We start from the raw sequence: 16,665 nt of genomic DNA, 5'->3' as shown, positions 1-16,665 counted from the left end.
AACGCGTCATCGCCCACCTCAAGAACTGGAAGCTACTGGCCACCGGCTACCGCGGCCTGCTCGACCGATTCGGCGTCTTCCTCGACGCCATCACCAAGCTGGAAATTTACCGGATCTCATAACCATCGATTGAATAACGCTCTTAGGTCTATTTTCATGCCTCCCGCCAGTAGTACTAGCTTTCGCCCATTCGTTTCAGACGGAAGACCTTGAAGGCCGCGACGGGCAGCTTGGGGTACTGGCTCCAGTCATCGTTCCAGCCATCGATGTGCACTGCCCTCAGCTTGGGCGCATCGACCAGGCGACGAAGATCTGGCGCGCCGGTGCCGACGAGGAATAGGCGCTGAAGGGCTGTCATCTGTGCCACCAGTTCTAAGTCGGCGGTTACATCGATCATGAGTGCTTCGCATCGAGTGAACGCCGGGAGGCAGCCGAGATCCGCTTGCTGGCACCCCAGTATTGCGATGGTCCGAAGCGTCGATGCCCATGGGCGAATGCCATCGATCGAAGTTAGCACCGGAGAGTTTAACGCCGCGAAGTACTCGGGTGAAATACCGGCCGTGACTAAGTCGCTGAGTGAATGAACATCTTGGACACATACGCCGACAACCTGAGGCTTTGCATCGATGTGCCTCGGGCGATGCAATGGTGGCGTTGCCCACTCCGAACTGGGCCAGCGCCGGAACGCTACTGTTTGACCGGTTCGATTCGCCGAAGTTAGATCTCCAAGAAGCGCGTCCAGGAACGCGCCGATTCGCAGTGGTTCGGTCGCTATTGTCGACCATTCGACGGCCATCGCGGCAACACCGGACAATGTCAGGCTGCAGCTCACCGATGGTCCGGCGAGTGAAGATGTTACGACTTTGATGCCGTCGGCCATGGAGAGCGCCTCTAATACCTCCGGCTGGGCCCAAAGGTAGCTTTCTCCAAGGTCGATAGACTCCACTCCCGGTACTAGCCTGGCTGCGGAGATTACCTGTTCAGGGTGATCCAGCGACAAGTTCCGTATGGTGGCCGGAGGAAGCCTGGTGACTATTCGGCTGGCGTATTCCTCGGTATCAAATGCGGGCCAGGCGTTTAGCAGCGCGGCACGCACGCTCGTCTTCCGCGTGTTGACATAGCGCTCAAGCAGTGTGATTCCTGCCGGGTCACCAATTTCGGAGACCGTGCGGATTATCGCGTTAATTTCCTTCGCCGTTTCGCCAGGCACGCCGGCGAGCAGGTCAAGGACATAAGGGCCTCCAGCGGCGAGTGTCCGAGCCCCAGCGACGCTCGTAGGCGGCAGGAGCTGAGCCGCTGCCGCTTCGATTCGTTGTCGCAGTTCGGGTGCCAGCTCAGGTGCGGTTTCCAGACAAGCGATTGCGAGGAGATGGCTGGCCTCACGCTGTTTCTTAAGGCGATCGCCCTGGTCAAGTAGACCTCTGATCAGCTCGCTGCGCTGGGCCGGATTGGCATGGCCCGCAGCCATAACGATGGTCTCGCGCCATTCGGCGCTGGCCGCGTTCGACAGAAGGATGCCGATGTCGTCCTGCTCCACGGCCGCCTTGCCAGCAAGATACTCCTGAAATGTGCGGTGGACAAAATCTGTGTGCCCATGTATAGGCTCCCGAATGAGTCCGCTTCGTTCTAGCACATGCTGGTAGACCGCGTCGGCGTTCAGAGATATCGATGGTAAGTTGGGAAGCAACGTTGCGATTCGTTCGACAGCGCGAGGAATAGGAGCCTCCGTCCAGCCGTTGCGGATTAACCAGTACGCTATGTCCTGCAACAGCAGGGTCTTTGCCGTGCGGGTTAGGCCTTGGACGGGATCAATTCCACGCTCAGTGTCGCGTCGCTCTAAGAGCATGTGCATTGCAACTTCATAAAGTTCCATCCGGCTCGCAGGTAAGTTCGCACTCCGATCGCGATGCAGCGCACATAGCAGCGCGCAAAGCAAAGGAAAGCGAGCGAGCCTCCGTAAATGATGCTTGCCTTCCAGCTCACGTGACAGATTCTTTTCGTAGTCCTCCAACAGCGTCTGTTCTCCTGCATCACGGGCTTGCTCACGCATTGCAGCGTGCCATCTGGCTACAAACTCTCGTATGTCCGTTGGTGTCATTGGTTCAAGATCTAGGACATGAAACCCGTCTCGCCGAAGCCAGTCAACGGGTGCGGCGGCTGGCCTGGAAGTCAGGATGTACCGCGCACGTGGGAAGCTGGTTACCAGATCTCTCAACCAGCTGCGGACATCTTCCCGACGATCGGCACCAAGCTCGTCAAGTCCGTCAACAAGCAGCACGCCTTTGCCGGAGCGCAGCTTATCGTGGACCCATCCATGTGGCATTTCGGCGGCGATATGCCTGCCAAGTTCGGCAATGAACCGTTCGGGAGGTGGCATTTCACCGTCCGCATGCCGGCGTAAAGCCACAAAGAATGGGACTGTGTCGTTCCAATCCTCCAGCCCCATCTCGAAGCTCGAACGCGCACTCTGGACGGCGACCCACTGCAGCAACACTGATTTGCCGAGTCCGGCCTCTCCCCGAATAAACAGACGTCGGTGCCGGCTAAGCAGCTCAGGCACACGGATCGGTCTGTTGAGCGGCGAAATCTCTATGTCACCGCGCTCCCACCTGTTCTCTATCGACCAATAATCATCATCGTCATCGATATCGTCTGTATCATCACGGTTGGCGACAGCGGAAGCCGTAAGACTTAAGTAGGCAACTGATAGCGGGTATCTGCGACTGGATTCGGACAACGTGGCGCCGAAAAACTCCACTTGGTCGAGGCGGTTCGCGACGAGCTGCCGATAGTCGCGTTCGAAGTCTGCCAGACCCCGCCGTTCGGGCAATCTGTTGAGAGCCTGCTCGACAAGCTTGTGGAGCTCGGTCTCTCTTCGTAGCAGCTCCGCTAGGCCCGCAATTCCGGCCTGAGGCAAAGCGGTGCCGAACTGTATGACGTAGGCACACGACTCGCGAAGCACTAAGTCGTACAAGTTGGCGCTGTCATCAGACAATCCAGCGCGTCGCTTAGCGTCTGGCGCCAGCTGCTGTAGAAGGCGATATAGCCGTCCGGTATCAAGATCGACCGCAAATAGATCTTTATCGGTGAGCGACGCCGTGTTCAATGTATTAGTAACCGCATGTGTCGCCGCAATCCGCTCATTGTCCGGCAAGTGACGGAACTCGTTGGTAATGAGCGGTTCGAGTCGGCTGGCAATTGCATCAGCGCTCTGACCAACCATGCGTTCGAAACGTCGGTGCTCCCGCAGGCTGGTTAGTCGCCCCGTCGTGACGTCGACCGCCGCGCTTACCACGTCAACGGCGATTTTGTTGCTACCCAGCCAGATACTCATCGCACTCTTTACGACAGCACCGCCCAACGCGATGGCAATCACCTCGATAGTCACCCAGCTATAATGGCGATCTGCCAGCAATATCACCATCGGCCATGAGATGTCAATTGCTGCTGACCCTTGGCGGCCGGCAGCTGGGTTCATCTCACACCGTGGGGTTCGAGGGACTGAAACCAGGCGACGACGGGCCTTGGACACCTAATCGTGCGAATGTGGACGGCCGACGGCAGGCGGTGGTCAGCGCCCGCCAAGTTGATCACCCGGCGCCGCCAGCGTACTTGGGCGAAGGCTGGATGCCGTGGTCCATAGCAGATCGCCGCCGCGGTTCGCTCGCAGATCGGCGAAACGCCAGCCACGACCGACCTCCCTCGCGCAGTCAGCGAAGCCGTCGCCAGACGTGACACAGTCAGCCTCACGCCACCGCAGCGTCCAACCTGGACCGGCGATCGTTTGCTCGCGGTCGACCAGCGAATCTACCGCACCTATCGGCTCGATCTCGCAACCGCGTGGCTGCACCTATGGATCATTATCCCGGACGGTGCCCGCCTCGAACTTGCCGCCCAAGAGACCGGCCAAGCGATCACCTCGATAACCCGCAAGGACCACCCGCTTCCCCTGCCACTCAAACCCATGGCGGCGGCTGCGGACAGCGAATAGACGGCGGCCTACGCTCGGAGCTGCAGCGATCCTGGACTGAGCGCATCACGGAGCCGATGGCCCGGCCGGTCGGCGCAACGCAATATGATCGTACGGTAGGTGACGAGCGGGTCCTCCCCCTGGCGCCCCACTGTGACGACCTCCTGTTGGCCCTGCCCACTCCCTGCGGCCGATCACCGTACCTGCAACCGCATTCTCGGTGTTGGCCCACCGGCCTAGCCTCCGGCGGCTCGACAGCGTGGCGCGTGGCGCCCATGCCGACTCGGACACCCGAGATCCGCAGAGCCGCCAGCGCTTCGTCGTTCGACCTCGTGGAGACACAAGCAGCGAGTGGATCAGCGTTGGGGTTCAAGTCGCTACCGTGGCGAACCCCAACGAGACTCGACGAACGCGTTTGACCTCGGTGTTGGAGTTTGGTGTGTGTCCGGGGCAACACAAACCAAAACCCAACCGGGTCCGACGCTGTCGGCGTCGATCCCGTTGGTCTAGCGGCTGATCGTTGGCGGTGTTCCACTCTCGACACCTATGTGGTGGAGGCAGTTCGTGGAGCGCCGCCTTCTCAGCCTCTATGGAGTTCTGATTCCTCTTTCCCTTCTCTTCTTCTCTGCGCATAGCCTACGTCGAGCCGCAGGCGATGTCCATTTGGTCACTCTATAGGAATTACGCCGTAGAACCGTCCTTCAGCAGCCATTCTGCAATGGCGGAATAGTCCGCGTCGGCGAGGCCATGGCGGGGGTCCACGCGGTGCAGGAGCGCAGGAGCACGGTGGTGTGCCGCCACCCAGATCCGGTCGACCTCGGTGATCTCGTCGTCGACCCAGACGAACGAGCGACCTGCGGCCCACTCGACGAGGTGACGTGTCTTCCAGTGCAGCCGACCGGTGTCGTCATCGTCGTCTGGCCAGTCGACGATGGGCAACTGCGGCAGGCCGAGCCGTGGAGCGAGCACCTCGTTCGCTTCGGCCATCCAGGTCGTGGCCCAGACCAGGTCGCACGGCAGCGCGGCCAGGCGGCGACCGTGTTCGGGGTCGAGCCCGGCCAGCAACGGGTTCGCCTCATCGTCCGTCTGCCGGGCGTCCCCAGCGAACGGCAGGAGAGTCCCGTCCACGTCGAGGAACAGCAGCGGGCGCGTACCGATCCCATGTTCGGTCATCATCAACGCATCCGCCAACGCCGCAGCACGCCGCGGTCGACAGTGGCGAGTTCTCCCGCGCCGACATGGTGGTGAGTCGGGACGAAGTCTGGGATAGTGCCCGTACGATGGCCGGTTACGGGATCCCACACCTCCAGCCCTGCCGAGGCGGCGGTGTAAAGGCGGGCTGCGTCCGCGAACAGCTCTCCGGTCGGGCCAGCGAACGAGGTCAGTTCGGTACCGGTGGTGGCGTTGAAGATGCGTACTCCGGCGAGCATGGCTTCGTCGTCCCCGCCGATCCCGCTGACGACTACCCGTTCGTCGTCGAGCCAGCACATGGGCTGGTTCCAGTGGTAGGCGCGTTGGCATAGCCGGTGTCGGCTGGGACCGTCTTCGGATTCCCACACGTTGTCGTCCAGCCAGGCGGACAGGTCCCAGACTGTCGGTATTCCCACCGGGCTCCATACCCATCCGTCGTCGGCGATCCTGCGTCCACCCGGTGATACGTAGAGCCTGCCGTGGAAGTAGTCCAGGTAGTGCTCGGGCCGAGGCTCACCCTTGCCGTACGCCGTCGGCTGCCTCGGCGTTGTCATTCGCCCGGTGGCGGCGTCGGAAACGTCGAGCCGATTCCACTCGGTCCGATGGATCACCATCGTCTGTCCGCCGTGCTCGACGAACGCGACCGAGAACGGCACGGTGTCGGCGTGGTAGCCGCCGCCGTCGAGGGTCAGGGTCACGCTCCCGGTGACAAGGTCGAGCACCTGGCCGTAATGACCGAAGTCGTTGACCACGGCGGCGTACCGCCCGTCGGCGCTGGCGTGCAGTCGCCGCCGCAACCGGTGACCCATCCACGGCTCGCGGTCAGGCTCGTCCGGCACGGTGCTGCGAGCCAGGACCGCCCACGTTCCAAGTTCAGCGTGGAAGCGCCCGATCCGTCCGTCCTCGGCCAGCAGCAGCCATACGGAGTCATGGTCTACGGCGATCGGGGCAATGTCGATGACCGGCACGGGCAGCGACGTTTCGACGATCGTGGCGTCGAGCGGCTCGGGCCGTTCGACGATCCCTGGCGTGCCCCGCCAGCCGACGATGCTCCAGTCCGCGTCCGTGACTCGGGCGACGCATCCCTCGCAGGCGACCACCAGGTCGATCCGCTCGCCATTCTGGGCGGCTTGATCGCATGCCCGGCAGCACAGGTCGCTGTCCAACCCGTGCCCGGTGAGCAGGCGGACGTGCTCGTCGTCCTCAGTACCGATCAGATGGGTGCACATGCGGCTCGACCCGGCATACGCGGCATGCCCGCACGGAAGAAGATCCACCGCCGCATCCTGCCACCAGCCACCCCGAGCCCGCGCCCCGGTTCGCTGACGGGTGGCTCAAACACCCGTCAGCCGTTGGCGGCGACCGGGTACTGGTTCTGGAATTCCAGTCGCGCGTCGGCGCCTTGCGCAAGCCGATCGAGGAGGTCATCGAGGTTCATGAAGACCTCCCAGTGCTTCTCCCCAGTCATGTCGCAGATTCGCTGGATGAGGCGATCTTCGAGGTCCGGGATCCGCTTGGCCTTCCATATCTTGTCGGCGAGGCTGACGAGGAGGTCCTCGGTGCTGATGCCGGGTGCGGTCCAGGTTCCGTGGTTGGCGGCGAAGCGAGCCAGCCGGTGTTCGACGCCCGACTCGACGAGCAGCGCGTAACCTGCCTGCTCGTGACGGGTGCCGGGCTGGGACAGCTCGTTGGGATGGATCGTCTTGCCGATGTCATGTGTCGCCGCGCCGAACAGCACCTCCTCCCTGTCGAACCTCAGCGCTGGACATAGGTTGGCGATCGCCGCAACGAGCTGCCACGCCACGTCATGCACCGCACGTAGGTGCGCCGCCAGCCTCGGCGGTGCGGACACCTCGCGTAGCAGGGCGGCGACATCGTCGGGCAACGGCCGAACCTGAGCGGCGCCGGTGAGCGCTCGATCGAGCAGGGCGCGATTCACCGGGCCAGGGTAGCCGCACATCTCCGTGGTTCCCACCTCGAACAAGATGTGCTCGCAGGTCATCGGCAACCATGCCGAAGTCTGGCGCGGAAAGGCAGGACGTTTCATTGAGGTCGAGGAACGGCGGAGGACCGCATGGTCATTGCCTCGATGCTGCCGGCGCCTACCTCGAGTGATCGACCTACTCCTCGGTAGTGGCGATGTCCTCGGCGAGCGCCGCGAGCGCCGAGTCGTACTGGTCGCGGTCGAACAGGAACGGTCCGAACGTCGTGTAGTCGCGGGTCGGGCGATGGGGCTGTGCGAAGTCGTTCCATACCACAAGGTTCCCGGTCGGCGTGATCCGGGTCATGAGCGGCCAGCAGCCAACTTCGCCGCATTCGCAGGCGAGCACCGCTGTTTTCGGCCCAAGTCCCGGGTTCTCCTTGCCCAGGAAGTGTTCGTCGAGCGGGCCGTACCGGTAGAAGGCGGGGATCAGACCGCCGTAGGCACCGCCTGCGGGATGCATGCCAGCGTCGAGCTCGAACTGGTCGATCAGGTCGAGTAACGGCTGGTCGTCGATGGTGGGCACGATGTCGTGCACGCGCCGGTCGGCAAGCCATCGGACAGTGAACGCGATAACGCGCTGGCCCGTGCTCACAGCTGTTCCGAGTTCGGGAGGTGCTCGGTGACCGCAGTCGGATCGAGGCGGATGTCATGCCAGCTGACCCAGCAGTCGGATTGCTCCGTGGCGACCTCGGCCTCGCAGCCCGCACAGACCAGATTAGGGCCGCCACATCCATCCGGACGGCAGCAGCCGTTCAACCGCCGCCGGTCAGGATGCAGGCGCAGCCCGCGCACATCGTCGGGGTGGACGAGGATCGTCAAGGCAGGGCCGGCCGACACCAGTAGCTTCGGATTGGTGGCGGTCGGCTCGAAAGGCGGCCCGAATCGGTCGGGGTCAGGGGCGAAGGCACCCGGCGTCATCCGGGATGGTGCCGGGGTGCGGTCGTCGTGGACGGCGGGCTCATCCGGGAACGGAATCTCGCTCACGTCGCCGGTTACCACCGCTCCGCAGGTGCCGCAGAAAAACACAGTCATGGTGTGAAGGATGCCGGGCGGGGATCGGACGGCTGATCCTCGTGGAGGTGACTTCGGTATACAGGCATGCGGCTCAGACCAGGTCTCGCCAGAATTCGACAGTCGCCTGCGGCTGCCACGACCCCTCGCCGAGACCCCGGCGGCCGAACTCACGATCGATGTAATCGGCCAGGTTCAAGCCGTAGTAGATGATGTCGGTCTGCCACATCGACAGCGCAGGGTGACCGGACAGGCCCCGCCCTGCGGGCAGGTAGCGGTGCCCGTAGACCGGCACCATCGGCGACACCTGCACGAGCATTCGCGTCGCGGTCACCACGGCCTCGACCATGTCCTGAGGGCGGGAGCCCCAGCTTTCATACCAGAACCTGTTGTGCTCGACATCGAACAGGACACCCTCGATGGGCCAGTTCAGCGCCGCGCGCAGCTGGTCGCGGTCGGCGCGACGCCAGTCCGGCCAAGGCTCAGCATGCGCGTAGAAGACTCCGGGCTCTCGCGGCTCGGGCCGGGTGTTCACCGGAAGCCCGGCGGCCAGGAAGGATCTGTGGTCGTCGGCGAACCGGAACCCGAACTCCTGTTCGATCTCGTCGAACTCCGCATCGGTCAGACCTGGGTCGATCGCGCACACGGACCGCAGTCGCAGACGACGCATGGCCTCACGACCGAGCCGCTCGCTGTTGTCTTCGACCTGGTCAACCGTCGCTGTCACGAGGCGGGACTCTACCTCGCTCCTCGTCATGGCTCGATCCGGTTTCGCGTGCGGCGGCTCGCGATTGTTCGCATCGACGGCGAAAACGTGTGATCTGGGCGTCCTGCCACCCCGATAATCGGCCCCGTGAGCTTCGGAACCTACGCCCGCCGTGTCCGCGACACGGCCCGTCCCTACGGCGAGCGGTACACCGCGCTCAGGTGCGCGGTGAGCATGTACTGCCCTGTCGGGTTCACCGCGACCTGGTCCTGGCTGAGCATCACAGGCGACCTCAGGCGCGACGATGCGGCGTTGATGGCGGCACTGGACCGGGTGGAACTCAGCCGCGACGTGTGGCTCGCCGAGATGAGCGCTTTCGCCAGCCGGCGCCGTGCGGAAAAGAATGAGCACCGACGAACGCCCACCCAAGAGGAGCGGCGATACCTGTACCGGTGGCGCTGGCCGGGACCAGACGGACATGCGGTGACGCTTCACACCGTCGAGAACGCCTGGACCGAACACCGCACCGCCCCCTTCCCGCCCGTACCACCAGCGCAAAAGGGCGACCTCGTCCTGCTGGATGCCACCGTGGCTGGCCACATTTCGACGTACCTGCGCAACGGCCAGCTGGATCCGCCGTCAGCCCACGCGCTTCTACGCTGCCTGACCGGCTTGCACGAGGCGCTCCGCCTCCTCGGCTACCCCAGCGGCTACGACGGTGCCTTCCAATACTTCCGTCGGCTGCTGAAGATGTCGGAGATGGTAGTCAACGACGTCCTGCCGCTCGACGTCGCCGCACCCCGGCCGGTCAGCACGGTTTCGTCATGACCGCTGAGCGGGTACGTGCACGCTGGCCTGTCCTGGCCGCCCAGATCGAGAGCGCACTCCACGCGGCCGGCGAGCTGGCACTGGCGGCGACTCTGGAAGATTTGAGCGTCGTCGACATGTGCTCCTGCCAGGACAACTTCTGCCAGAGCTTCCGCACCGCGCCACCACCAGATGGCGCGTACGGACAAGGCCATCGATGCATCCCCCTCGACGCGCCCTGGCCGGGCTACCTGGTCTTGGACGTCGTCCACGAAAAGATCATGTATGTCGAGGTGCTCTACCGAGCCCCACTTGACTGAACGCCAAGATGAGGCCCGAGCTGAAGTCGACGCCGACACGCGGCAGAAGAAAGCGCTCGGAGCGCCACCGACCCGTCCCGGAGCAGGCGGCTCCGGGACTGTGGGTGCGGATGAGATTAAGCAGGTGCGGACCTATATCGACAGTGGTACGGTCTTTGCTTCGTGGTCGTCGATATCGTCAATGGTCCCGCGCGGTTGCCCGCCGGTGATGAGTGGTCGCTGCTGAGGTTGCCTTACGTGTTCTCCCAAGACGGGCTGCTGAGCACCGAGGATTTCATCAAGCAGGCCAAGGAACGCGGCATCACCGTGTCGCTGGAGCAGCTGGCGCAACTACACGAAGTGGGTCTGCTGAATCCGCTGTACCTGGTTGTAGACGAGATTGATGAGGCACGGCGGATAGATGGCGCAGGGCTCTATGCCGCAGCGACCAACCCGAGGGGCCGCACCTTCGCCGCCGCCCGCGAGGGCCGCCTGCGAATACCGGCGGAGGATGGCTACGACGATCGGTGGCCTTTCAAGCGGCCGGCTGATCTCGACCTTGAAGAGGGCCACTTCTGGTGGAACGGTTACATCTACTCGCCGTGGCAGCTGCTCGACCTGGCACATGAGCTCAACGAATATGAGTTCATCAAAGCGGGGTGGGCAAAGGCGCCGCATCCGGAACGACAGCAACGGCGTCGCCAGCTGACTTGCGTACTAGCTGCCCTCGCAACGCGTTATCTGCCGGGGATTCTCGGCCAGATGAACCTTCCCGACCTGGACGAGCGGGAGGAGCTACACCGCTACCGCGCGTCCATCGACGTCCAGCAGTTGGTGCAGGCGGCAGGGTTCGACGCCACACTCCTGGCCGGTGAAGCCGACACGCTACTGCTTCACGCGCACAACGAGCCCTTGGCCAAATGGTTGCCGTTGATCCGTCACGCGGGCTACCGCGGCTGGTCGCAGCTAGGCGGTGAACCGTTGCACGCGATCTGGCAGCGCATCGCTGCGGAGATTTTGCTCCGGGCGCACGAGGATCTGGTCGCCACAGGCGTGCTTGAACCGCTGCCGGATCTGACCGGCTCGAACTGGCACAGCGCGCAGCACGACCGGCTGACGCCTCGGTACGCCGAGGCGCAAACCCTGGACCGAGCTCTTGCCGAGCTGGGATTGTCGCCTCATCCGAAAGTGATCCTGCTGGTAGAGGGCGAGACCGAGCTGGAACATGTGCCAAAACTGCTGGCCGAGTTTGGTTTGGGCAAGCCGCAGGACGTACGAGTGCAGCGGACCAAGGGCTCTAAGAAGATCAACGCACACCTGATCGCCCGCTACGGCGTCACACCCAGAGTTGGCCGCCCGCTCGGCGTCAAGCAGGGCTGGTTTCTTGACGCATCACTCACCTCCCTAGTGATCGCCATGGACCCTGAGCATGAGTTCACCACCCAGGAGAGCCGCGACGAGGTCCGCCGCAAGCTGCAAGTCGCGATCCGCGAGGAGGTGGAGTACCAGGACGCCACCATCAGCCAGGAGGAACTGAATGCGCTTGTGCAGGTGCGCGTCTGGGGTGATCACAGCTACGAGCTCGCCAACTTCACCGACGACGAACTCGTGCCAGCACTGACGCTACTGGCCCACCAGCGTCACAACCGTGCGGTGGAAGAACCGGATTGGGAACTGCGCGTGCGCGCCGAGCTTCAGGCGGCCCGTGAAGCGCACCAGGACATCAAGGTCGCGATGGGGAAAATCCGCCTCGGTGACGACAAGACTGGGCTGGCGCAGATTCTGTGGCCGGTGCTGCGCGCGAAATGCGAACTCGAACTTGCGGTCGGCACCCGGGCAACGCCCGTCCTCGACCTCATCCTGGAGGTACAGCGGCTTGTTGCCAAGCTCAGCGGCGTCTTCGCGCTCGCAGGAGAACCTTAACCCGAGACCACATAATCCAGTAAGGCGGACGCGGCCACGCGCAAGGCGCGCCCTCGACCGCACCATAGCCGTCGAGGTTTAGCGAGATCAACCCGATGTCTCATTGTGCCGCGCCCTCGTCCGGTTCGCGGGTCAGGCCCTCGACGAACGTTCGGAAGTCGGCCGCCAGGTGCTGTTCCTGGTCGAGTTCGGTGTCGAACCAGGTGACCGACGGCTCGCCGTCCGGCCCGCATCCGCGGTAGTCCAGTGCGATCCACCAATGCCCGTCACCGGTCAGCAGCACCAGCGGTGACGGCAGGCCCCACTCTTGCACGAGGTACGGCGTGTCGAGCAGCGAAAGGGTGCCCTCAGCCGTGCCGATCCCCACCAGGGTGTCGAACGGCACATGGCTGTCACTCCATGACGTCTGCTGCGTGGTCGGGAATGAGTTCCATGCATCCGCCACGCACCCGCCGTTCTGCATCCGCAGCAGCTCAAGCAGCGCGGACGGCAGACGTACTCCGAGAATGCCCTCCGCGTCAACGACCATCTGGTCGGTCAGTGACGGCTGAACACCGACGGTGGAGTCGCTCCAGAACGTCTCCTTCACGTGCTGGAATCGCGCCACCACGGCATCGTACGGTGCTCCACATCCGGTGCGGCAGACCATCACCGCCTCGGGCGGCACCGCCAAAGCCGGTTCGCGACCACCCCCGCCCGCAGCCGCGTTAGCCTCCCCAGATGCGATACCTCAGCGAGTCCTTCGCGGTCGGCGCCCTGCGCCGGTCGGCGTCGATCGAGCAGTTCCTCGGCCCGGCTTTCCACGGCGACCGTCGAGGCATCCGCTGGGTTGCCATCGAGCCTCGCCGCAACGGCCACTATGCGATCGTGCTCTACCTCAGCTGGGACGTCGGCGGTGAACACCTCCGGGACCTGCTGGAGTTTCCGCCGCTGGATCCGGATGCCGAGAACGATGGCGACGTCCTCGCCGAGGTCGACGACGCTGCCGAAGCCATCCACCTCGCCGAACAGCTCACTGACGCCGCCCGGGAACGGTGGGCGAACTTCGGCGTCGCTGCCGAGGACTATCTCGACTATGTGACGTCGGGGCGGCTGCCTGACCCGCTCACCAAACAGGCCGCAATCGAGGTGGTGCGCACGCTGGTGGCCTCCGGTGGCGGCGACGAACGAACGGCCTCCTGGCTGCTGGACGGCCTTGCGCGCCGAACAGGATGCCTGCATATCACCGACATGATCTACTGGCCCTCCGGCCGCTCCCGGACCGCCGAGGAGATCATCGATCACGCCTGGTCCTGCACGCCGATAGCCCTGTAGCCAGCGGCGGCCTCGGACCACGAACCGCCAGAGCGGTCACCGGCCGCGTGATGCCTTCCATCCACAGCAGGACTGGCAGCCCGCTCAGGTGACATCCGAGCCATCCACGTCATGCGCGGCCGACCTCGCTGTCTTCGTCCATGAGGCAGCGACCAAGGTGGAGGTGACGGCGATGAACACGGTGCTCGACCACTCTGACGTCGACGTGCTCGGCTCATGGGCGGCCACGAAGACGCAGCGGGTCCGCCTCTACGGCCGCGTGTTCGAGGTCGGATTGCGGTTCGCGTTCTACGGCCGCGTATCCACGGAGGATTATCAGGATCCGGTGACGTCGCGACGCTGGCAGTTCGACTCCGCCGCCGAGTGTGTCGCAGGACGGGGCCGGATCACGGCCGAGTTCTTCGACATCGGCTACTCCCGCGAGATCGCCTGGAGCGACCGGCCGGAAGCCGCCCGGCTCCTCGCTGCGATCACCGACCCGGATCGCGGCTTCGACGCGATCGTCGTCGGCGAGTACGCGCGGGCGTTCTACGGCACTCAAGCCTTCCGTCTCGCGCCGCTGCTGCGCGAACACGGCGTGCAGCTGTGGCTGCCGGAGGTCGACGGGCCGGTCGACCTGGCCAGCCCGACGCATCAGGCGCTGCTTCTCATGCTGGGCGCCCAGTCCAGGCAAGAGGTGCAACGAGCCCGGTTCCGCACCACCGCGGCAATGCAGGCACAGGCCCGCGAGCAGGGCCGCCACCTCGGCGGCCGGCCACCGTACGGATATCGCGTTGCCGACGCCGGACCACACCCCAACCGAGCGGATGCGGCGTATGGTCGGCGGCTGCACCGCCTGGAGCCCGACCCGGCCACCGCGCCATGGGTGAAGTGGATCTTCGCCCGGCGGCTCGACGGCCGCAGCATCGCCGGGATCGCCAGAATGCTCAACGAGATGGGCGTGCCGTGCCCGTCGGCGGTCGACCGCGAGCGCAACCGCCACCGACCGGGAACCGCGTGGCACCTGCGCACTGTCGCCCAGATCCTGGCCAACCCGCGCTACACCGGCCGCCAGGTGTGGAACCGGCAACAGACCAACCGCCAGTCCACCGACGACATCGTCCCCGGCATCGCGGGAGTACGGAAACTGACTCCCTCGGATGGGTGGGTGATCTCGGACAAGCCGGCCCACGAGTGCATCGTGACGGAGGCCGACTTCGTCGCCGCACAGATCGTCAGCGCGCAGAACCGGCCAGCGGATGGCCGCAACCGGACCTACCTGCTGGTCGGGCTGCTGCGGTGCGGGATCTGCGGGCGCAGCATGCAATCGCACCTGAGCCACGGCAACCCGGCCTACCGCTGCCGCCACGGTCACACCAGCGCTCACACCGCCGCGATGCGCCAGGCCGGAACCTCTACCTGCGCGAGGACGTCATCCTCGGCCGAATCTTTGCCCAGATGGGGAGCATCACGAGCCCGGACGCCGGGATCCGTCAAGAGGTCGCGAAGCTGCAGGACCGCCGAGTCGCGGCCGACCTGATCACGTTCCTGCACACCCAGAACATCGTGATCGAATGCCGCGCGACTAGCGTCTCGCTCGAGGCCGATCACGAGAAGCTGATCATCGTCAGCCCTCCGGCCAACACTCAGAATCAGGAGGCCAGGATCCCACGGCAGCGCAGCCAGCAGCAGAAACAGAAGCGAGGCATCGCCGAACGCTGATGCCTCGCGGGACTTTGCGTGTCCGAGCAACACAAACCAAAACCCAACCGGGTCCTACGTTGTCGGCGTCGATCCCGTTGGTCTAGCGGCTGATCGTTGGCGGTGTTCCACTCTCGACACCTATGCGGTGGAGGCAGTTTGTGGAACGCCGCCTTCTTAGCCTCTATGGACTTCTGGTTTCTGCCTTCCCCTCTCTTCGTCTCTGCGCATAGCCTACGTCGAGCCGCAGGCGATGTCCATTTGGTCACTCTATAGGGGTTACGCCGTAGAACCGTCCTTTAGCAGCCATTCCGCGATGGCATTGTAGTCCGTTTTAGTGAGGCCACGACGTGGGTCCACGCGGTGCAGGAGCGCGGGAGCACTGTGGTGTGCCGCCACCCAGGTCCGGTCGATGTCCGTGATCTCGTCGTCAACCCAGACGAACCGACGTCCCGCGGCCCACTCGACGAGGTGCCGTGTCTTCCAGTGCAGCCGACCGTCATCGTCATCTTCGTCTGGCCAGTCGACGACATGCAGCTGAGGTAGTCCGAGCCGCGGGGCGAGGACCCCGTTCGCTTCGGCCATCCAGGTCGTGGCCCAAACCAGCTCGCACGGCAACGCGGCAAGGAGGCGGCCATGTTCGAGGTCCAGCCCGGCCAGCAACGGGTTGGCTTCATCGTCCACCTGCCGCGCGGCCGCAACGAACGGCAGGAGCGTCCCGTCCACGTCCAGGAACAGCAGCGGACGCTCGGTCACCACGATCTCCATTTCCATGTTCGGCGAGGCAATTGTGGCGTTACCAGCGACGGTTTCCAGTGGCCAGCTCGCTGCACATCGACAACAACGGTAGGAGCAACCGAGTCCGGGTTACCTTCAACCTGCCAAGCTCCAGCAAGCCGCCGACCCACATCGGGCAGCCACCGCGGAGAACAACGCCGCCTAACACAGCGCGCCGAACGCCAATGGCGACAGCCTTACACACGCAAACGCCGCGCACTGGGTGAACGGCGTTCGTAGGGACTTACGGGTCCAAGCAACACGAACGAAAACGCAATCGGGTCCCACGCTAACGAGCGATCCCGTTATCTAGGGATACGGAAGCAGGCTGATTCAGCGGCACCCGACAGCGGCGCGACTCCTTCGAGTCGCGCCGTCGTCGGGTACGACTCGGAAGAACCGTACTGACTGGATCCCCATGATCAGGTCCATGGTTTGTGAGAGTCCGATGCTCCAGAATGGGGCGGGGAGGACTGATCACGAATGGGAACACGACGTCGGCACACGCCTGAGCAGGTCATCCGTAAGCTGCGGGAGGGCGAGAAGCTGATCGGTCAGGGCATGGGTCTGGCTGAGGTGTGCAAGCAGTTGGAGATCTCCGAGCCGACGTGGCATCGGTGGGTGGCGCAGTACGGCGGAATGAAGGCCGATGATGCCAAGCGGCTCAAGGAGTTGGAGCGCGAGAACGCCCGGCTCAAGAAGATTGTCGCTGATCAGCTGCTCGACATCGACATGCTTAAGGAGTTGGGGAAGGGAAATTGGTGAGCCCGGACCGGCGTCGCAGAGCGGTTGTCGTTTTGCAGCAACGGTTCCGGGTATCCGAACGCCGCGCCTGTCGAGTGGTCGGGCAGCACCGCTCGGCGCAGCGACGCCCACCACGCCCAGCGCCTGACGCCGAGCAGGTGCTACGCGCCAGGCTACGGGAGATCTCTCAGCGGCATCCGCGGTGGGGCTGGCGTAAAGCCCACGCGATCGCCGTCCGGGAAGGCTTGGTGCGCAACGC

At 64.2% G+C, this 16,665-nt stretch carries 15 protein-coding genes and 1 pseudogene; 7 read left to right on the top strand and 9 right to left on the bottom strand.

The features are described 5' to 3' along the window. Nucleotides 1-175: 175 nt before the first annotated feature. Nucleotides 176-3,388 carry an NACHT domain-containing protein gene (locus DM816_RS31030; protein ID WP_162908021.1) on the bottom strand — a complete coding sequence of 1,071 codons (3,213 nt, stop codon included), beginning with the start codon at nt 3,386-3,388 and terminating at the stop codon, nt 176-178. Nucleotides 3,389-3,784: 396 nt separating this feature from the next. Here DM816_RS31030 and DM816_RS31025 point away from each other — a divergent pair, with 396 nt between their 5' ends. After that, nucleotides 3,785-3,991 (top strand): hypothetical protein, encoded by a 207-nt coding sequence (locus DM816_RS31025; protein WP_117213924.1) that lies wholly within the window; start codon nt 3,785-3,787, stop codon nt 3,989-3,991. 660 nt (nt 3,992-4,651) lie between these two features. Here DM816_RS31025 and DM816_RS31020 read toward each other — a convergent pair. The 6 genes from DM816_RS31020 to DM816_RS30995 all read right to left on the bottom strand — a co-directional run bounded on the left by DM816_RS31020 (nt 4,652) and on the right by DM816_RS30995 (nt 8,826). Next, the gene (locus DM816_RS31020) at nt 4,652-5,146 is read right to left on the bottom strand and encodes an HAD domain-containing protein (protein WP_211588940.1); all 495 of its coding nucleotides are present in this window, start codon (nt 5,144-5,146) and stop codon (nt 4,652-4,654) included. Next, nucleotides 5,146-6,438, bottom strand: a complete 1,293-nt coding sequence (locus tag DM816_RS31015) for a hypothetical protein (protein WP_117213923.1) — start codon at nt 6,436-6,438, stop codon at nt 5,146-5,148. Before DM816_RS31015 ends, DM816_RS31020 begins: the two co-directional genes overlap by 1 nt. A gap of 68 nt (nt 6,439-6,506) precedes the next feature. After that, nucleotides 6,507-7,100 (bottom strand): HD domain-containing protein, encoded by a 594-nt coding sequence (locus tag DM816_RS31010; RefSeq protein WP_246002457.1) that lies wholly within the window; start codon nt 7,098-7,100, stop codon nt 6,507-6,509. A gap of 181 nt (nt 7,101-7,281) precedes the next feature. Continuing rightward, nucleotides 7,282-7,737, bottom strand: coding sequence for a hypothetical protein (locus DM816_RS31005; protein WP_211588939.1), 456 nt, complete (start codon nt 7,735-7,737; stop codon nt 7,282-7,284). Beyond that, nucleotides 7,734-8,177, bottom strand: a complete 444-nt coding sequence (locus DM816_RS31000; RefSeq protein WP_162908020.1) for a hypothetical protein — start codon at nt 8,175-8,177, stop codon at nt 7,734-7,736. Before DM816_RS31000 ends, DM816_RS31005 begins: the two co-directional genes overlap by 4 nt. Nucleotides 8,178-8,250: 73 nt before the next feature. Then, on the bottom strand, nt 8,251-8,826 hold the full coding sequence (locus DM816_RS30995) for a hypothetical protein (protein ID WP_117213928.1): 576 nt from the start codon (nt 8,824-8,826) through the stop codon (nt 8,251-8,253). Between the two features lie 264 nt (nt 8,827-9,090). Between DM816_RS30995 and DM816_RS30990 the strand changes: the two genes are divergently transcribed. From DM816_RS30990 to DM816_RS30980, 3 genes are all read left to right on the top strand, one after another. Beyond that, nucleotides 9,091-9,690 (top strand): hypothetical protein, encoded by a 600-nt coding sequence (locus DM816_RS30990; RefSeq protein WP_162908019.1) that lies wholly within the window; start codon nt 9,091-9,093, stop codon nt 9,688-9,690. Then, entirely contained in the window at nt 9,687-9,989 is a 303-nt protein-coding gene (locus DM816_RS30985; RefSeq protein WP_211588938.1) for a hypothetical protein, read from the top strand. Before DM816_RS30990 ends, DM816_RS30985 begins: the two co-directional genes overlap by 4 nt. A 162-nt stretch (nt 9,990-10,151) precedes the next feature. Then, nucleotides 10,152-11,891 carry a hypothetical protein gene (locus DM816_RS30980; RefSeq protein WP_117213920.1) on the top strand — a complete coding sequence of 580 codons (1,740 nt, stop codon included), beginning with the start codon at nt 10,152-10,154 and terminating at the stop codon, nt 11,889-11,891. Between the two features lie 100 nt (nt 11,892-11,991). Here DM816_RS30980 and DM816_RS30975 read toward each other — a convergent pair whose 3' ends face one another. Beyond that, nucleotides 11,992-12,498: an SMI1/KNR4 family protein gene (locus DM816_RS30975; protein WP_117213926.1), complete on the bottom strand. Its 507-nt coding sequence runs from the start codon at nt 12,496-12,498 to the stop codon at nt 11,992-11,994. A gap of 113 nt (nt 12,499-12,611) precedes the next feature. On the opposite strand from DM816_RS30975, the gene DM816_RS30970 reads away from it, so the two are divergent. Together DM816_RS30970 and DM816_RS30965 are read left to right on the top strand one after the other, a co-directional pair. Further along, the gene (locus DM816_RS30970) at nt 12,612-13,205 is read left to right on the top strand and encodes a hypothetical protein (protein ID WP_117213919.1); all 594 of its coding nucleotides are present in this window, start codon (nt 12,612-12,614) and stop codon (nt 13,203-13,205) included. Nucleotides 13,206-13,293: 88 nt separating this feature from the next. After that, nucleotides 13,294-14,724 (top strand): recombinase family protein, encoded by a 1,431-nt coding sequence (locus tag DM816_RS30965; protein WP_246002455.1) that lies wholly within the window; start codon nt 13,294-13,296, stop codon nt 14,722-14,724. 440 nt (nt 14,725-15,164) lie between these two features. Here the strand turns inward: DM816_RS30965 and DM816_RS30960 are convergent, their stop codons facing one another. Beyond that, nucleotides 15,165-15,659 (bottom strand): HAD domain-containing protein, encoded by a 495-nt coding sequence (locus DM816_RS30960; protein WP_425455293.1) that lies wholly within the window; start codon nt 15,657-15,659, stop codon nt 15,165-15,167. Between the two features lie 486 nt (nt 15,660-16,145). Between DM816_RS30960 and DM816_RS44775 the strand changes: the two are divergent. Beyond that, nucleotides 16,146-16,665: pseudogene (locus tag DM816_RS44775) on the top strand (transposase); the annotation flags it as partial.

This window comes from Allorhizocola rhizosphaerae (genome assembly GCF_003426775.1).
GTDB lineage: Bacteria > Actinomycetota > Actinomycetes > Mycobacteriales > Micromonosporaceae > Allorhizocola > Allorhizocola rhizosphaerae.
Note: the sequence above shows the minus strand (reverse complement) of the source record. Positions and strands in the feature narration are given on the sequence as shown.